This window comes from Actinoplanes sp. NPDC023936 (genome assembly GCF_040639325.1).
Lineage (GTDB): Bacteria > Actinomycetota > Actinomycetes > Mycobacteriales > Micromonosporaceae > Actinoplanes.
On record NZ_JBEZZR010000013.1, the window covers coordinates 123813 to 138684 of the forward strand.

The following is a 14872-nucleotide window of genomic DNA, read 5'->3' on the forward strand; positions in this document are numbered from 1 at the left end:
GAGGATCGCGGCGGGACCGGGGACGCCCCGGCGGACACGGTCAGCAGTCGCGTGTCACTTCCGGTGCAGGTGGCGCCATTCGCGGGCGCTGAGGCCGTACTCGCTGCGGAAACGGCGGCTGAAGCGAGTGGCGTCGGAGAAACCCTGCTTCACCGACGGGCTGGTGGAACGACGCGGCCACCTGATCGACGACGGCGTGACCCGGATTCTGGCCGCGGTGGAGCAGGACTCCGTCGAACACATCTGCCAGGCCGTCATGACGGCCGCCGACGTCGAGAAACCGGATGACGATGTCGCGCTTCTCATCGTGCGGCGGCGCTTCGATCGGGCCGCGACAACCGGCCGAGCGCATCCCAGACCAGGTGATCTCCTACCGTCAAGGTCTACCCACTGACGACCTTGGTGATACTCACGGCCCGTCTCACGCGCCGATCCCTGCGGGGAGGGAAAGACATCGCGGTACGCGCGGTGACCGTGGCGCCGGAGAACACCGGAAGACCGGATGAGGTGCTCTCCGCATCTATGCGGAATGGAGCAGCCGCTCGTATCGCACCTGTTCCAACACGGACGCGGCCATCTGCCGGCCCCAGCCGCCGCTCGCATGATCTTGCAGAACCGCCTGCGGGTGAATGCGAAGCCGGGCGGCGATATCCCCGATGCGCTCGCCGATCTCCTGTTCCACGGTCTGTCGATCGACCACCACGCCGTGGCGGTACATCGTCGCGACGAACTCGTCCACCAGACAAGCGATTGTGGTTCCTGCTGGCACCGATGTCTCCTCGTTTCGTCGCTCATGACGGCAGGGTGAGCGTCCATGAATGTGGGCGTGATGGAGCGACGACGAAGATCGGCAGTGTCCATCATGCGGGGTCGGCCGTCCGACTAACTCATCGTCGGCCGAAAGGTCACGCGTGGGATGAGCCGCTGTCTCGCGTGCGTGAACCCACCGGCATGCCCCCGCCAGCGGCCCTCGGGCCGGGGTGTCTTACTCGCGGCCGGCGATCAGAAACGACCGGCGCGCGATCACCGCACCCGATCGGCCGTCCGCTCATGCCCGGCGGAGGCAACCGGAGCCGAGGCGGCCGGGCCGCCGGGCTCCGGCGCGGTGGCCGCGGCCAGGGTGAAGACCAGCCGGGCGCCGTCGCGGTAGGTGGTGTCGACGGCGATGCTGCCGCCGTGATGCTCGACCACCTTCTTGCACACGGCCAGGCCGATGCCCGTACCCGTGTAGCTGTCGCGGGTGTGCAGGCGCTGGAAGATGACGAAGACCTTATCGGCGAATTCGGGATCGATGCCGATGCCGTTGTCGCCGACCGTGAACGTCCACATGCCGTCCCGCGCTTCGGCGGTGATCTCCACCCGTGGCGGGCGCTGCGGGTGGCGGAACTTGATCGCGTTGCCGATCAGGTTCTGCCAGAGCATGGTCAGCAGCGTGACGTCGCCGGTCACGGTGGGCATCCGTGGCCGGACGATCTCTGCACCGGACTCGTCGATCGTCATGGCGAGGGACTGCTCGACCTGGTCGAGGACCGCCGCCAGGTCGACGGGCTGCCTGCTGTCGTGAACACGGCCGATGCGGGAGAACGTGAGAAGGTCGTTGATCAGCCGCTGCATGCGGGTGGCGCCGTCGACGGCGAAGCCGATGTACTGCCGTGCCCGGTCATCCAGGGAGTCGCCGTATCGGCGCTGCAACATCTGGCAGAACGACGCGACCTTGCGCAGCGGTTCCTGCAGGTCGTGGGAGGCGACATAGGCGAACTGCTCCAGGTCGGCATTGGAGCGGCTCAGCTCGATCTGACGCTGCTCGAGTTCGTTGCGGGCCTGCTGGCTGGCGGTGAGCGCGTCGACGAGACGACGCCGCATGGCCTCCACGTCGCGGCCGAGTTCCGCCACGTCATCCGGCCCTCGCGGGGACAACTCGTGATCGAAGTCGCCGCCCGCGACCTGCCGTACCGCGGTGCGCAGCTGGCCGAGCGGGCGCAGCACCGTGACCCGCAGCAGCACCGCGATGGCGGTGATGAACAGCAGTAACGCTGTCACCAAGGCGAGGAAGACGATGTCGCGGACCCGGCGGGACGCGTCGAGGTCGGCACGGCCGGCCTGCCGCGCCGCCACCAACCGGCTGTCGAGCGCGTCGATACCGGCGCGAACGGTGGAGAACGTGGCGCGGGCGCGGCCGGCCGCCTGCGCCGGCGAGAAGTCACGGCCCTGCCGGCGCTGGTCCAGCAGCGGACCGGCGACGCTGTCGCGCCATTGCGCGGCGCTGCGCTCGACCGCGGTCAGGTCGGCCAGCCACGCGGGGTCGTCGTCGAGGAGACCTCGGAGCCGGCCCGTGACGTTCTGTTCGGCGGTGACGCTGCGCTGATAGTCGGCGAGGAAGTCCGACGATCCGCTCAGCAGATGACCGCGCACTGCGGATTCCTGCTCGCGCAGCGCAGCGTCCAGCTCCACCACGGCGGTCCCGGCCGGCGAGATCCGGTCGTTGAGCCGGTTCGACACGGCCCCCGTCCGGGTCAGTGCCTGCGCCCCGACGACTGTCGCGGCGAGAACCAGGACCACCATCACGATCAGGACGGAGCCGAACCAGCGTTGCGTGCTCCACCGTGCGCGCCGCGAATCAATCGATGTCACATGCGCACCGTAGTGGAACGACAGATCTCGCCCCGGTGCCGCATCCGCCGCGATATTCACATCTGCGGAGACGTCGCGGACCAGTGCGGACCCTTCGGCCGTCGCCGGGACTGTGCCGCGGGTTCGCCGGGGGAGTGCCTGCCGCGCGATCGACCGCAGAAGTCCGCGACTTACCCCTACTTCGCCGCGGGGCGTGACCGCTCGTTGGTGCAGCAGCCGTCGTCGCAGTTCTGCACGGTGCCGGCTGTGGTGGCGGCGACGGAGCGGGATGCGCAGCAGATGTCTCCGCGCCAGGCTTCGCGGCCTTCCTTGATCGCGACGGCCGCGCCGCGGTGGGCGCGGAGGATGCCGATGGTGTGCTGCTTAGCGATGCCTGGAGTCATTCTGGCCTGGAAACTACACATGGCCGTCCTGCGGCGGGCGTCGTCAGGTCGTCGCGGTCAATGTCAGTGGGCTGATCCGAGTGGCACATCGGTGTTGGGTCCGTGATCGGTGAGGGCGTTGTCGGTGGTGGCGTAGAGGTCGAGCAGCTGGTCGAGGTTGAGCAGCTGGAAGGACTCGCGGACGAAGGGCTCGAGGGCGGCCAGGCGGATCCAGCCGTGGTGTGCGCGTGCATCGCGGGCCAGGTCGATAAAGGTGCCCATGCCGGTGGAGTCGCAGAACGTCAGGCCGGCCAGGTCGAACACGAGATGGGTGCGGCCGCGGTCCAGCAGGGCGCGGACTTCGTCGCGGACGAGGTGTTCGGTACGCAGGTCGAGTTCCCCGACCATGCTGATCACGGTGGTGTTGCTGGTGGCGTCGGTGCTGGTGACGGTCAGTTCCGGCCGGTTCATGACCTGTCCTCGCCTTCGCCGGGTGTTGCGGGGACCGGTGGTCCTACCAGGGTGCGTTTCGCGGCGGTGGGTGACCATTCGACCAGGACCATCGCCGCGTCGTCGCTCGGCGGGCCGCCGCGGTGCTCGGCCACGGCGAGAGACAGTCGGCGCAGCGTTTCCGGTGCTGGCAGCCGGGCCTTCTCACAATCAGTGGCGAGCTGGGTCAGCCGTGCGGCGCCGAACGGGCTGCCGTCGGTGGCGCGGGCCTCGATGACGCCATCGGTGTGCAGCAACATTCGGTCACCGCGTTGTAGTTGCTGCTCGCCGACGCACATGTCGGCGGGGGTTCGCAGGCCCAACGGGACGCGTGCGCCGCCGGTCACGACGCCGAGCAGGTCGGCGTCGCGCAGGATCACCGGGAGCGGGTTGCCGGCGTTGATGTAGCGCACGAGGCCGGTTTCCAGGTCGAACTTGGCCAGCAGACCGGTGACGAACCGGGCCCGGCCGGTGGGCCCGAACTGCTCGACGAGGTTCTCGTCGGCGGCGCGTACCTGCTCGATCAGGCCGCCGCCGGCTCGGCGGGTGGCCCGGATCGCGGACAGGGCCACCGCGCAGGCGACCGCGGCGGTCAAGCCGCGACCCATCGCGTCGAGCAGGACCAGCCAGGCGGTGTCGCCGTTGACGGCGTAGTCGTAGCCGTCGCCGCCGATGTCGTAACACGGTTCGATGATCGCGGTCAGGGCCAGCCGTTCGTGGCTGGAGGTCAACGGTGGCAGCATCTGCCACATCAGCTCGGCGGCGACCGTCATCGGCTGGGTCCGCCGGGTGCCGGGCAGGATGTCGCCGGCGAACAGCTTGGATTGCACGAGGTGCGCCGTCAGCCCGGCGATCAGCTCGCACCGCTGCTGCCAGCCGGGGTCGTGTGGGTCGGCGTTGTCGGGCAGAGCGAACCGGATCACGCCGAAGCGTTCGGTGCCGTCGAGCAGCGGTACCCACAACTCGCCGGGGTGCTCAGGGTCCGGCTCCGGCCGGACCAGCATGTACGAGCGGCCTGGCACGGAGTCGTCGACCGGGATCGGCGACGGCGGTTGCCGGCCCGCTACCGGCAGCACGTTCAGCAGCAACTGCTCGTGATCGATCAGGTAGATCATGGCATTCATGCCGAGCCGCGACAGCGCCTGATCCACCTTCGGCGCCACCTGGTCGGCCTGCATCAGATGCGACGACGCGGTCATCTCGCCCAGTACCTGCAGCAGCCGCAGATCCACCTGCTGATCCATTGCCGCAACATACGTTCTCGTAATCCGGAGCCGCTGCGTTATCGGATTGGTTCATACCGGCAATCGCGCTGTCACGGACGACGCCTTCCGATGATCTTGACGGGCTGTGCTGCGTGATCCGCAAGGTCGATGTGGCCGGACACGAGCAGTGGACGTGTCGGGGAAGCCGCGGCCGCGATACGGCATTATTGTCCTGGCGTAGGGGTGCCGTTGCTCAGGGGTGAGGGTGCCCTTGAGTGAGCCGCACCCCTTGGCGTCCACCGCGGCGGTACGGTCTCCGCGCTGTCAGCTGGCCGTCGGCGGCCCGGAGTCATCGTCTTCGCCGGCTGCTTCCGGGTGAGGCCGCCGACGGCGGGCGGCCGCGCGCAGGCTGTCCAGGCGAGCTTGCGCGCGCTCGACGGCTTCGCGTGAGCGGTGCAGGAACGCGTCACTGCGATCCAGGCGCGACACCTCCCGGGCGAACGCTTCCTCGATCCGGCCGACCGGATCAGGTGAGCCGGGATCGTCCGTGACGGCTCGCTGATCGAGGACTCGCTCGCGGGCGGTGGCGTGTTGCTCCCGGCTGTCCGCGATCGCCTCCCGCTCGTCGGCTACCTGCTCGCGGCGTTCCGCCGCGGTCTCCCGCTCGGCGAGCAGTCGTTCGCGTTCGGCCAACTGGTCGTGGCGTGCCGTGAGGTCCGCGTCCAGGCGCGACAACCGCTGTTCCCAGGCGTCGAGCAGCTGCTCACGTTCCGTCGGATCCTGTTGCCGGTCACCCGGGTGCCGGTCGCGGCTATGCCCGTACTCATCGGAAACCACTAACTGATCATAAATAGCGCGCTGCGGTCGGCGCCCGGTCACGATCTGTCCGAAGCCGGGCGGTCAGCGCCCACGGCGTGGCCATCGGCAGTGACCGCCCGGAAGTGGACATAAAGGGATAATTTATGGCCTCCGAATCGGTGCGTAACGCCCGTAGAACCGCAGAGACGATGCATGCCACCGCCGAGGCGCTGGAACGCGCCGAGCAGACCCTGCACCGCAGCGCCGACGCCTCCCCGGACGACGCCACCGCTGCACGGCTGGACCGTCTCGGTGACGCGGTCACCGCCGAAGCGCACGACATCGCCCGCCAGGTCAACGTTGGGCCGGGCCGTCCCAGCGCGGCACAGGCGAGCACCGCGGGATTCCGCGTCGAGCCGGCTGGTGCCGGACGGGCCGGGCGGGGCGGATGGGCCGGACGTGACAGTGACCGCGACAGGGATCACCGCCGCGGCCACGTTCATCGGAGGTACCGGCCCGCCCATCAGGGACGGACCTCATCGCGCGATCGATCGTTCAGGCGTCACGTGTCGCGGCGCCCTGAGCACTACCGCCCGTTCACCACGGCGGCGCGTCGCACTGCCGCCACGCCCAGGCTGCGGACCAGGGCCTCGTGCCCGTCCGCGGTCTCCCAGCCGGTGTCGGCCACGACCACCACGGCGCGCCCGGTCCGGGCGACCACGATGTAGGTGTCCTTGTTCGTCTCGGCGTAGTCGATGTACTCCCGATGCCGCAGCAGCACGGACTCGTCGCCGGCCACGCCACTGGCGCGCACGGACCAGCCGTGGCCACAGGTGGCTACGGCCCGGCGCACGTCACGCAGATACCGCTGGGCCCCGTCGGAGGCATAGACGGCCACGTCGTTCACGATGACCGTCGGGCGGTCGTTCACGCCGATCATGGCCCAGACGGCCCGGTCCGCGCGGCGCAGCGTGGCCGACGCGTACGGCCCGCACGGCTGCGGCGGACGCAGCGCCGCCCAGTGGTTGTCGGTGACCGTCGTGGTGGCGGTCCCGTTCAGGTCCGCGGCCTGCAGCATCGCCGCCGCGGGGACGGAGGACGCCGGCGCGGACGCGATGCGGTAGGCGAGGATCGCCGGTCGCTGGTTGCGCGCGGCCGCCCCGATCAGCGCGACACAACCCGCGTCCCCCGCGCCGCCGGTGCGGAACCGCTTCTCATAGTTGCCGCGGGCGTCGGTGACGATGTTGTTCCTCGCGCCGCCGTCGAAGTCGCAGCCGCTGTCGAGCGCGGTGGCCAGCTTCTGGCGGGAGAGGGGCCGGCCGGTGTCGGTGAAGAAGGCCCGGCCGTGGATTCGGAAGCCGCCCCCGGCCAGCATCGAGTACTGGAACGTCAGCGCGGGCCGGTGGGTGCCCCGGACCCGCAGTTTCGGTGATCGCGCGCCGGAGAGTGCGGTGGACAGTTCGTTGCCGGCCTTGTCCATCGCGCCGACCGAGACGATCCGGACCGTTCCGTTCCAGGTGGACGGCACGTTGACGGTGCCGCTCCAGATGCCGTCCGTGGCGGTCCCGGAGGTCCGGGTCAGCACCGGCCGCAGCTTCGCCTGATGGCCTGGGACCGGCCCGAGCACGAGCTGCGGGGACGGGTTCATGTCGTGCGGCTGGTCCCGTACCCCGGACGGGTCGGTGACCCGCATGGACACCCGTACGGGCACGACGGCGAGGCCGCGGACCGCGACGGAGGCACGGGAGAACTTGACGTCGCGCACCTGCGGAGGGGACTTGTCGGTGGAGACGAGCGCCGGACGGTCGGCCGTCGCGCCGGCCCAGGCGGGCGGCGTTCCGGTGGCGACCAGCGCCCCGGACAGCGCTACGGCGACGGTGAGATGGGCGACGGTGAGATGGGCGGTGGCGGCATGGCTGCGGGTCTGTGGTGCTACTGAATGCATGGGGAACTCCGCTTCTTGGTAGGACGGTCAACTAGTTCGTCCACCGCTGCCCCGCTGCGGTTCGCCACTGTCGCCTACCCGACCGTTCCCGCACCGCTACGGAACGTGGCACCGGCGAAGCGTCTTCCATGGCCGCCCGCGGATGCGTACTGAGCGCGGAAGGACGCGCTATGTCCGGTAACCATGTGGAGAGCGACCGCGCCGCCCACCAGCCCGGATTTCGAGCTCGTTCATCTAGAGTGGACAGATGCTGGGAGTCGTGGCGGCCGCGCTCGGCGGTCCTGATGTGTTACAGGTGACCGAACTGCCCGAGCCGGAGGCGAAGCCAGGGCAGGTGGTGGTCCGGGTCCGCGCGGTCGGTGTGCACCCGGCTGACGTCGCCGCCACCACCGGGCATATTCCTGGCGGGCCGGTGACGCCGCCGTTCTCGCCCGGGTGGGACATCACCGGCGAGGTCGCCTCGGTCGGCCCCGGCACGACGGATTTCGCGGTGGGGGATCGTGTCGTCGGGATGATCCCGTGGTACTTGACCCGGGGTGCACCCGGTGGCTACGCCGAATTCGTGGCCGCCGGCGCCGACTGGCTGGTGCGGCTGCCGGACGAGCTCGACTTCGTGTCCGCGGCCACGGTGCCGCTCAACGCCCAGACCGCACACCAGGGGCTGTCATTGGTGTCCTCGGCCATGCCGCCGACGGGCAGCAGCATTCTGGTCACCGGCGCCAGCGGCGGTGTCGGCGGCTTCGCCACCCAGCTTGCCCTTCGCGGCGGTTACCGTGTCATGGCTCAGGCAAGCCATGGCGATGAGCAGTGGGTCCACGGTCTCGGCGCTCACGAGGTGATTTCCCGTTCCGTCGATCTGGCCGGCGTGGGGCCGGTGGGCGCGGTGTTCGACGCGGTCCCGGTCGGAGAGGCGGCGGCCGCCGCCGTTGCGGACGGTGGAGTCGTGGTCGTGACCCGCCCCACGCCGGCCATCGCTACGGCACGCGGTGTGCGCCAGGAGCTGCAACTCATCCGGCTCGATCGCGAGCTGCTGGCCGACGTGGTGGGGCAGGTGGCGGCCGGGCAGCTGCGTACGCGCGTGGCGGCCACGATGCCGTTGACCGAAGCGGCCAACGCCCACCGGCGGGTGCTGGCGGGTGGGCTTCGCGGAAAGCTCGTGCTGACGGTGGGCTGACGGGAGCGGTGGCGCCGTTTCGTCCAGGTTGGCGGACGTCCTGGCCGCGGCCGCCGGTGGCCGGGTAGCGGGCGGCCGTCGGTCAGCGGGAGAACTCCCAGCGCAGCTCCGGGGACTCGGCGACGACCAGCACGCGCGGATGCTGGTCGTCGGGATGCGCGCCGATGAGGAATATCGACCACCGGAGTACTGGAGCAGGCGCAGGCCGTCGTATCGGTAGCGGCAGCCGTCCGGGCCGAGCCGGGTCTCCGTGGCGTCCGGGGCCCGCAGCCACAGCCGGCCGCGAGATGCGGCTTGCCCCCCGGCGGGCGATGGTGTCGTGTGCCGACGAGTTGTCCGGGGCTCGACAAGTACCGGCCGGTCCTGCGGGCGCAGGTCGACACCGAGGACGAGGCGGCGCTGATCGCCCACGAACGCGCGACGGTCCGATCCATCATCGGCCGGCGGTCAGGTACTCCAGCACGAGGTCACCGATCATGGCCCGGTAGTGGTCCCGCCGGGCGGGGTCGAGCATGTCCCGCTTGAAGATCGCGTTGAAGGTGTACCGGTTGGCGGTCCGGAAGACGCAGAACGCACTGATCATCATGTGCACGTCGATGGGGTCGACGTCGTCGCGGAACCGGTGGGCCGCACGACCGCGCTCGAGGATCCGGGTCAGCGCGTCCAGCGCCGGATTGGCCAGGCCCGCCAGGATCTCGGATCGGGCGATGTGCCGGGCGTAGTGAATGTTCTCGATGCTCACCAGCCGGATGAAGTCCGGGTGCGACTCGTGGTGGTCGAACGTGAGAGCGGTGAGCCGCCGGATCGCCTCAGCCGGGTCGAGGTGCTCCACGTCGACCTGCTGTTCGAGGGCGCGAATCCCGGTGTACGCCTGCTCGAGCGCCGAGATGTACAGCCCCTCCTTGCCGCCGAAGTAGTAATAGATCATCCGCTTGGTGGTGCGGGTCTTCGCCGCGATCTCGTCGACCCGGGCGCCGGCGAAGCCCTTGTCGGCGAACTCGCGGATCGCGACGGCGAGGATCTCGGATCGGGTCCGCTCAGCGTCACGCCCGGCGGGGGCCGCCGCTGGCGAGTCCGGCGTCTGCGTGGCCACATGGCCCTCCTTCGATCGAAGATTCACCTTAGCCACGGGTTCGTGGCCCTTCCTCCTCCGCCACGCGACGCGTATAACTAACTAACTAGTACATACATTGTGATCGACGGCAACGCCTGTGGTCCGGAACCGTCGACGGCGCACCCTCTGTCGTCCCATCGGCGCATCGCTGAGCCCGTCCTCGACGCCGGGCGAAGCCATCGAGGAAGGCAGTGCACCATGCTCATCGCTGATCATGATGCTGCTCGAAGCGCGGCCGCCGCACCGCGCGCCGAACCACGCCTGACGATCGCCACCGCCTGCCTGTCCGGGACCCTGGAGGACAAGCTCGCGGCTGCCGCGGCAGCCGGCTTCCACGGGATCGAGATCTTCGAGAGCGACCTCATCGCGTCGGCATGGTCACCGGCGAGAGTCCGGCAGGAATGCGCCCGCCGTGGCCTGAACATCGACCTCTACCAGCCCTTCCGTGACTTCGAGGCGGTCGCCCCCGACACCTTCCGGGCCAACCTGCGCCGCGCGGACCACAAGCTCGGCGTGCTGGAACAACTCGGCGCCACCACGATGCTGGTCGCGTCGTCGGAGTCGGCCGACGCCGTCGACGACGACGAGCTGGCCGCCGACCATCTGCGGGAGCTCGCCGAGCGGGCCGCGGCCCGCGGGCTGCGCATCGCGTACGAGCCGCTGGCCTGGGGCCGTTTCGTGAACACGTACGCCCACGCGTGGCGGATCGTGCGGCGCGCCGACCACCCCGCCCTCGGCCTGTGCCTGGACAGCTTCCACGTGCTGTCCCGGGGCGACGACCCGGCCGGAATCCGGGTGGTGCCCGGCTCGAAGGTGTTCCACCTGCAACTGGCCGACGCACCCCGGTTGAAGATGGACACGGTGGAGTGGAGCCGGCACCACCGGCTCTTTCCCGGCCTCGGCTCGTTCGACCTGACCGGGTTCCTGAGCCAGGTCCTGGCCACCGGCTACGACGGCCCGCTCTCACTCGAGGTGTTCAACGACGTCTACCGGCAAGCCGATCCCCGGCACGCCGCCATCGACGGGATGCGGTCGTTGCTCGCCCTGCAGGAGTCGGTCAGCGTCGGCGGCCCACCCGTCGCGCGGCGCCGGCTGCGATCACCCGGCCTGGCCCCCGCGCCGCGTCTCGGCGGCCACATGTTCACCGAACTCGCCGTCGACGAGGTGTCCGGCCCGGTCGTCGCCCGTACCCTGACCGCTCTGGGTTTCGCCCGGACCGGGTCGCACCGCTCCAAGCCGGTGCAGTTGTGGCAGCAGGGCGCTGCCCGGATCCTGCTCAACTTCGCGTCGCAGCGGACGGTCGCGCCCGGCACGGCGGCCATCTGCGCCCTCGGGCTGGAAAGCAGCGATCCCGCGGGTTCGGCCGAGCGTGCGGACCGGCTGCTCGCTCCGGTGCTGCCTCGCGTGCGTCAACCGGAGGAGGCCGACCTCAGTTCGGTGGCCGCTCCCGACGGGACTGCTGTCTTCTTCTGCCGGCCGGGCGTGGACGGCAACGGCTGGCTGGCCGACTTCGAGGCCACCGACGCCGAGACGTGCACCGGGGGCCTGGTGACCGCGACCGATCACATCGCTCTCACCGAGCCGGTGGACGACTTCGACCAGGTCACCCTCTTCTACTGCACGGTTCTGGGCCTGCAGTCGGGCCAGACGATCGAGCTCACCGCACCCTTCGGCCTGCTGCGCAGCCGGTCGGCCACCGACGCCGGGCGCACCGTCCGGATCACGCTCAACACGGCGCCGCTGCGCCGCGGTTCCTGGGCGCCGGCCGTGCCGAGCCCTCAGCACATCGCGTTCGCCAGCGACGACGTGATCGCCGCGGCCAAGGCCATGCGCGAGCTCGGCGCGCCGGTGCTGCGCATCCCGCACAATTATTACGACGACCTCGACGCCCGCCTCGCCCCGGAGCCGGAGCTGCTCGCGACTCTGCGCGAGCACTCGATTCTCTACGACTGCGACGAGGGTGGGGAGTACCTGCACTTCTACACCGAGATGCTGGGCTCGCGGCTGTTCTTCGAGGTAGTGCAACGCATCGGTGACTACGCCGGCTACGGCGCCGCGAGCAGCGCTCCGGTGCGGATGGCCGCGCACCGGCAACGTCGCCTGCGGCGACTCCGGGAGACACCACAGCAGACGTACGGTCGTGTGCACGACTATTCCCTGGCCCACCTGACGGCGTTGAGCCTGTCCCCACCGGAACTGGTCGAGGCCGCCGCGGACGCCGGATACCGGTATGTGGGCCTGCGCCTGACCCGGGTGACACCGGTCGAGCCGCACTATCCGCTGGCCACCGATCCCGCGCTGATGCGCACGACGAAGGTGCGCCTCGCGGCCACCGGGGTCGAGGTCCTCGACATCGAACTGGCCAGGATCGGTCCCGACGAGGACCCGCGGGATTTCCAGCGCTTCCTGGAGGCCGGCGCGGAACTCGGTGCGCGCCACGTCATCGTCCAACTGCCCGATCCGGACCGCAACCGCAAGATCGACCGGTACGCGCAGTTGTGCCAGATGGCCCGCCCGCTCGGCCTGACCATGGATCTGGAGTTCCCCTCGTGGACCGAGACACCGGATCTCACCGAAGCGACCCGGGTGCTGCGGTCGGCGGATCAGCCGAACGCCGGCATCCTGATCGACCTGCTGCACTTCGCCCGCTCCGGCTCCAGCGTGGCCGATCTGCGCGAGCTGCCGGCCGGGTGGTTCCACTTCGCGCACGTCTGTGACGCGCCGCCGGGAGTGCCGCCCACCAGGGAGGAACTCATCCACACCGCGCGGTTCGAACGGCTCTATCCCGGCGAGGGCGGCATCGACGTCGACGGAATTCTGGCGGCTCTGCCGTCCGGCATCCCGTACGCCCTGGAGATCCCCCGCGCGCAGTTGGTGGCGCAGATCGGGGCGAAGGAGCATGCCCGCCTGGCGGTCGCCGCGGCGCGCCGCCGCCTCGACAGCGTGCCGGCGAACCGGACACCGGCCGACGCGGCATAGCCGCACCGGCCGGTGTCAACGCCAGAGGGGAGAGCGGCCGATGGCCGATGCCATGTCGTGGGCCGCGGGCGGCGGTGGGAACGTCGCGGCGACCGGCCGTCTCGACGGCACCGCACCCCTGTCAGGTGTCCTGCGTGAAGGTCGGCAGGATCCACGGCGGCATCGGGCCCTTGTTGCGGCGGCCCTGGCCGGTCTCCTCCCAGGCGTGGGCGAGGATGCCGACACTGCGGCTCAGGACGAACAGTCCCCGGGCCAGCGGCGGCGGGAAGCCCAGCTCGGCGTAGACGACGGCGGTGCAGCCGTCGATGTTGATCGGCACGGGCCGGCTGCGGCCCTCGGCGAGGACGTGCTCGATGGCGTGGGCGGCGCGCAGGTAGGAGCCGTCGACGACGCCACCGGCGACGGCCTGCTCCACCTGAGCGAGCAGTGGGTCGCGGCGGGGGTCGACGGTGTGGAACCTGTGCCCGAAGCCCGGCAGGTACTTCGAGCGGGCCCGCCAGGCGCCGACGGTCGTCTCGGCGGCGATGGCGAGCTCGGCGCCGTCCTGGTGCAGGCGCCGTACGTCGTCCAGCAGGGTCATGCACTGTTCGCCGGCGCCGCCGTGCACGTCGCCCAGCAGGTTGACGCCGGTCGCCACGGCGTTGTTGAGGCCGATTCCGCAGGTCGCCGCCATCCGGGCCACCGCGATGGACGGCGCGTGCGGGCCGTGGTCCACCGAGGAGACCAGCGCCGCCTCGAGCAGTCGCTCCTGACCCGGCGTGGCGGTCTCGCCGCGCAGCATGAGCCAGATGATCCCGGCGAAGCTGATCGAGCCGATCAGGTCCTGGACGGGGTGACCGCGCAGTTCGATGCGGTTGGGTTCGATGCGCGAGACGCTCGTCGCCCACCAGTCGGACACGTCTCGGACGGTCGGTTCGGGCCGGTCCCGGCTCATGGTGCGGTCACCTCGTCCGTGGTGGTCTTGAACTCGTCGTTGTGCTCACCGAGCAGTGGCGGCGGTGCCTGGGGACGCAGGGCCTCGCCGTTGACGAGCACCCCGTTGCCGGTGACCCGCAACGTCCGGTCCGGGTCGCCGGGGAACTCCAGGTCGGTGAAGAAGCCGCGGGCCTTCAGCTGGTCGAGTTCCATCGCCTGCGGGACGGTCAGGATGCGGGCCGCCGGCACGCCGGCCGCCGACAGCGTGCGCTCCCACTCGATGGCCGGGCGTCCGCGCAGCGCTGTGTCGATCGCATCGTTGAGCGCGGACCGGTGGTGTTTGCGCGCCTCGCGGTCGGCGAATCGCTCGTCGGTGAGCAGGTCGGGGCGCTCGATGAGCCGGCAGAGAGTCTCGAACTGCTCCTGCCGATTCGCGGCGATGTTGAGCGGCCCGTCCGCGGCGTGGAAGGTGCCCGAGGGCGCGGCGGTGGCGTTCTGGTCGCCCATCGGCTCCGGGGGGATGCCGCTGACCAGGAAGTTCGACGCGGCCCATCCCATCGCGGACAGGGAGGTCTCCAGCATGGAGACGTCCAGGCACACACCTTTGCCGGTTCTGGCCCGCCCGGCCAGCGAGGCGGCGATCGTCATGGCGGCGACGAGGCCACCGATGGTGTCCGAGACCGGGAAGCCGACCCGTAGCGGGGCGGTCTCCGGTGTGCCGGTGACGCTCATCATGCCGGACAGGCCCTGGATGATCTGGTCGTACGCGGGCGCCTGGCGCATCGGCCCGGTCTGCCCGAACCCGGAGATGGCGCAGTACACCAGGCGCGGGTTGATCCGGTGCAGCACCTCCCAGCCGTACCCGATCCGGCTCAGGACGCCGGCCCGGAAGTTCTCCAGCAGGACGTCGGCGCCGGTGAGCAGGGTCTCGAAGGTCGCCCGGTCGGCGGTGTCCTTGAGGTCGAGTTCGACGGACTTCTTTCCCGCGTTCTGCGCGAGGAAGGACGCGCCGATCGCCGCCCGGTTCAACCCGGGTTCCGGACCCAGCTTGCGGGCCAGATCCCCGTCGCCGGGCCTCTCGATCTTGACGACCTCTGCGCCGAGAAGCATCAGGTGGTAGCTGCAGTACGGGCCGGCCAGGACATTCGTCAGGTCCAGAACCCGGACGCCGTGCAACGGTCGGTCGTAATCCATGAGACGTGCCCCTCGGTCGTCATCGGGCGAGACGCCCGGCATGGCGGTCAGGCGGCGGAGCAGTGC

Annotated in this window: 13 protein-coding genes; 3 read left to right on the top strand and 10 right to left on the bottom strand. The window is 70.3% G+C overall.

Annotated elements, in window-relative coordinates; all coding sequences use genetic code 11:
- Positions 1-127 precede the first annotated feature (127 nt).
- The gene (locus AB0F72_RS19345; protein ID WP_360432759.1) at positions 128-394 is read left to right on the top strand and encodes a SpoIIE family protein phosphatase; all 267 of its coding nucleotides are present in this window, start codon (positions 128-130) and stop codon (positions 392-394) included.
- Between the two features lie 126 nt (positions 395-520).
- On the opposite strand, the gene AB0F72_RS19350 is transcribed toward AB0F72_RS19345, so the two are convergent.
- From AB0F72_RS19350 to AB0F72_RS19380, 7 genes are all read right to left on the bottom strand, one after another.
- A complete protein-coding gene (locus AB0F72_RS19350; protein ID WP_360432762.1) occupies positions 521-739 on the bottom strand; it encodes a hypothetical protein in 219 nt (72 codons plus the stop codon).
- Positions 740-1023: 284 nt separating this feature from the next.
- The gene (locus tag AB0F72_RS19355) at positions 1024-2631 is read right to left on the bottom strand and encodes an ATP-binding protein (protein WP_360432765.1); all 1608 of its coding nucleotides are present in this window, start codon (positions 2629-2631) and stop codon (positions 1024-1026) included.
- Positions 2632-2807: 176 nt separating this feature from the next.
- On the bottom strand, positions 2808-3014 hold the full coding sequence (locus AB0F72_RS19360; RefSeq protein WP_360432768.1) for a hypothetical protein: 207 nt from the start codon (positions 3012-3014) through the stop codon (positions 2808-2810).
- Between the two features lie 63 nt (positions 3015-3077).
- Positions 3078-3464 carry an STAS domain-containing protein gene (locus AB0F72_RS19365; RefSeq protein WP_360432771.1) on the bottom strand — a complete coding sequence of 129 codons (387 nt, stop codon included), beginning with the start codon at positions 3462-3464 and terminating at the stop codon, positions 3078-3080.
- On the bottom strand, positions 3461-4726 hold the full coding sequence (locus AB0F72_RS19370) for a PP2C family protein-serine/threonine phosphatase (protein WP_360432774.1): 1266 nt from the start codon (positions 4724-4726) through the stop codon (positions 3461-3463). Before AB0F72_RS19370 ends, AB0F72_RS19365 begins: the two co-directional genes overlap by 4 nt.
- A 285-nt stretch (positions 4727-5011) precedes the next feature.
- Positions 5012-5566 carry a hypothetical protein gene (locus AB0F72_RS19375; RefSeq protein WP_360432778.1) on the bottom strand — a complete coding sequence of 185 codons (555 nt, stop codon included), beginning with the start codon at positions 5564-5566 and terminating at the stop codon, positions 5012-5014.
- Positions 5567-6071: 505 nt separating this feature from the next.
- Positions 6072-7430 (bottom strand): hypothetical protein, encoded by a 1359-nt coding sequence (locus tag AB0F72_RS19380; protein WP_360432781.1) that lies wholly within the window; start codon positions 7428-7430, stop codon positions 6072-6074.
- A gap of 247 nt (positions 7431-7677) precedes the next feature.
- On the opposite strand from AB0F72_RS19380, the gene AB0F72_RS19385 reads away from it, so the two are divergent.
- Positions 7678-8604 (top strand): NADP-dependent oxidoreductase, encoded by a 927-nt coding sequence (locus tag AB0F72_RS19385; protein ID WP_360432784.1) that lies wholly within the window; start codon positions 7678-7680, stop codon positions 8602-8604.
- A 433-nt stretch (positions 8605-9037) separates the two neighbouring features.
- On the opposite strand, the gene AB0F72_RS19390 is transcribed toward AB0F72_RS19385, so the two are convergent.
- Positions 9038-9697: a TetR/AcrR family transcriptional regulator gene (locus AB0F72_RS19390; RefSeq protein ID WP_360432787.1), complete on the bottom strand. Its 660-nt coding sequence runs from the start codon at positions 9695-9697 to the stop codon at positions 9038-9040.
- A 219-nt stretch (positions 9698-9916) separates the two neighbouring features.
- Between AB0F72_RS19390 and AB0F72_RS19395 the strand changes: the two genes are divergently transcribed.
- Positions 9917-12697 carry a TIM barrel protein gene (locus AB0F72_RS19395; protein WP_360432790.1) on the top strand — a complete coding sequence of 927 codons (2781 nt, stop codon included), beginning with the start codon at positions 9917-9919 and terminating at the stop codon, positions 12695-12697.
- A 121-nt stretch (positions 12698-12818) separates the two neighbouring features.
- On the opposite strand, the gene AB0F72_RS19400 is transcribed toward AB0F72_RS19395, so the two are convergent.
- Both AB0F72_RS19400 and AB0F72_RS19405 read right to left on the bottom strand, forming a co-directional pair.
- Positions 12819-13631, bottom strand: coding sequence for a citryl-CoA lyase (locus AB0F72_RS19400; RefSeq protein ID WP_360432792.1), 813 nt, complete (start codon positions 13629-13631; stop codon positions 12819-12821).
- Positions 13628-14806, bottom strand: a complete 1179-nt coding sequence (locus tag AB0F72_RS19405) for a CoA transferase (protein WP_360432795.1) — start codon at positions 14804-14806, stop codon at positions 13628-13630. The genes AB0F72_RS19400 and AB0F72_RS19405 overlap by 4 nt, the downstream gene beginning before the upstream one ends.
- Between the last annotated feature and the right edge of the window lie 66 nt (positions 14807-14872).

Excerpts from the sequence above, each read along its gene's own strand:
- AB0F72_RS19360 (WP_360432768.1), bottom strand. The coding sequence starts at position 3,014 with ATGACTCCAGGCATCGCTAAGCAGCACACCATCGGCATCCTCCGCGCC.
- AB0F72_RS19395 (WP_360432790.1), top strand. The coding sequence starts at position 9,917 with ATGCTCATCGCTGATCATGATGCTGCTCGAAGCGCGGCCGCCGCACCG.
- AB0F72_RS19400 (WP_360432792.1), bottom strand. The coding sequence starts at position 13,631 with ATGAGCCGGGACCGGCCCGAACCGACCGTCCGAGACGTGTCCGACTGG.
- AB0F72_RS19370 (WP_360432774.1), bottom strand. The coding sequence starts at position 4,726 with ATGGATCAGCAGGTGGATCTGCGGCTGCTGCAGGTACTGGGCGAGATG.
- AB0F72_RS19405 (WP_360432795.1), bottom strand. The coding sequence starts at position 14,806 with ATGGATTACGACCGACCGTTGCACGGCGTCCGGGTTCTGGACCTGACG.
- AB0F72_RS19365 (WP_360432771.1), bottom strand. The coding sequence starts at position 3,464 with ATGAACCGGCCGGAACTGACCGTCACCAGCACCGACGCCACCAGCAAC.
- AB0F72_RS19385 (WP_360432784.1), top strand. The coding sequence starts at position 7,678 with ATGCTGGGAGTCGTGGCGGCCGCGCTCGGCGGTCCTGATGTGTTACAG.
- AB0F72_RS19380 (WP_360432781.1), bottom strand. The coding sequence starts at position 7,430 with ATGCATTCAGTAGCACCACAGACCCGCAGCCATGCCGCCACCGCCCAT.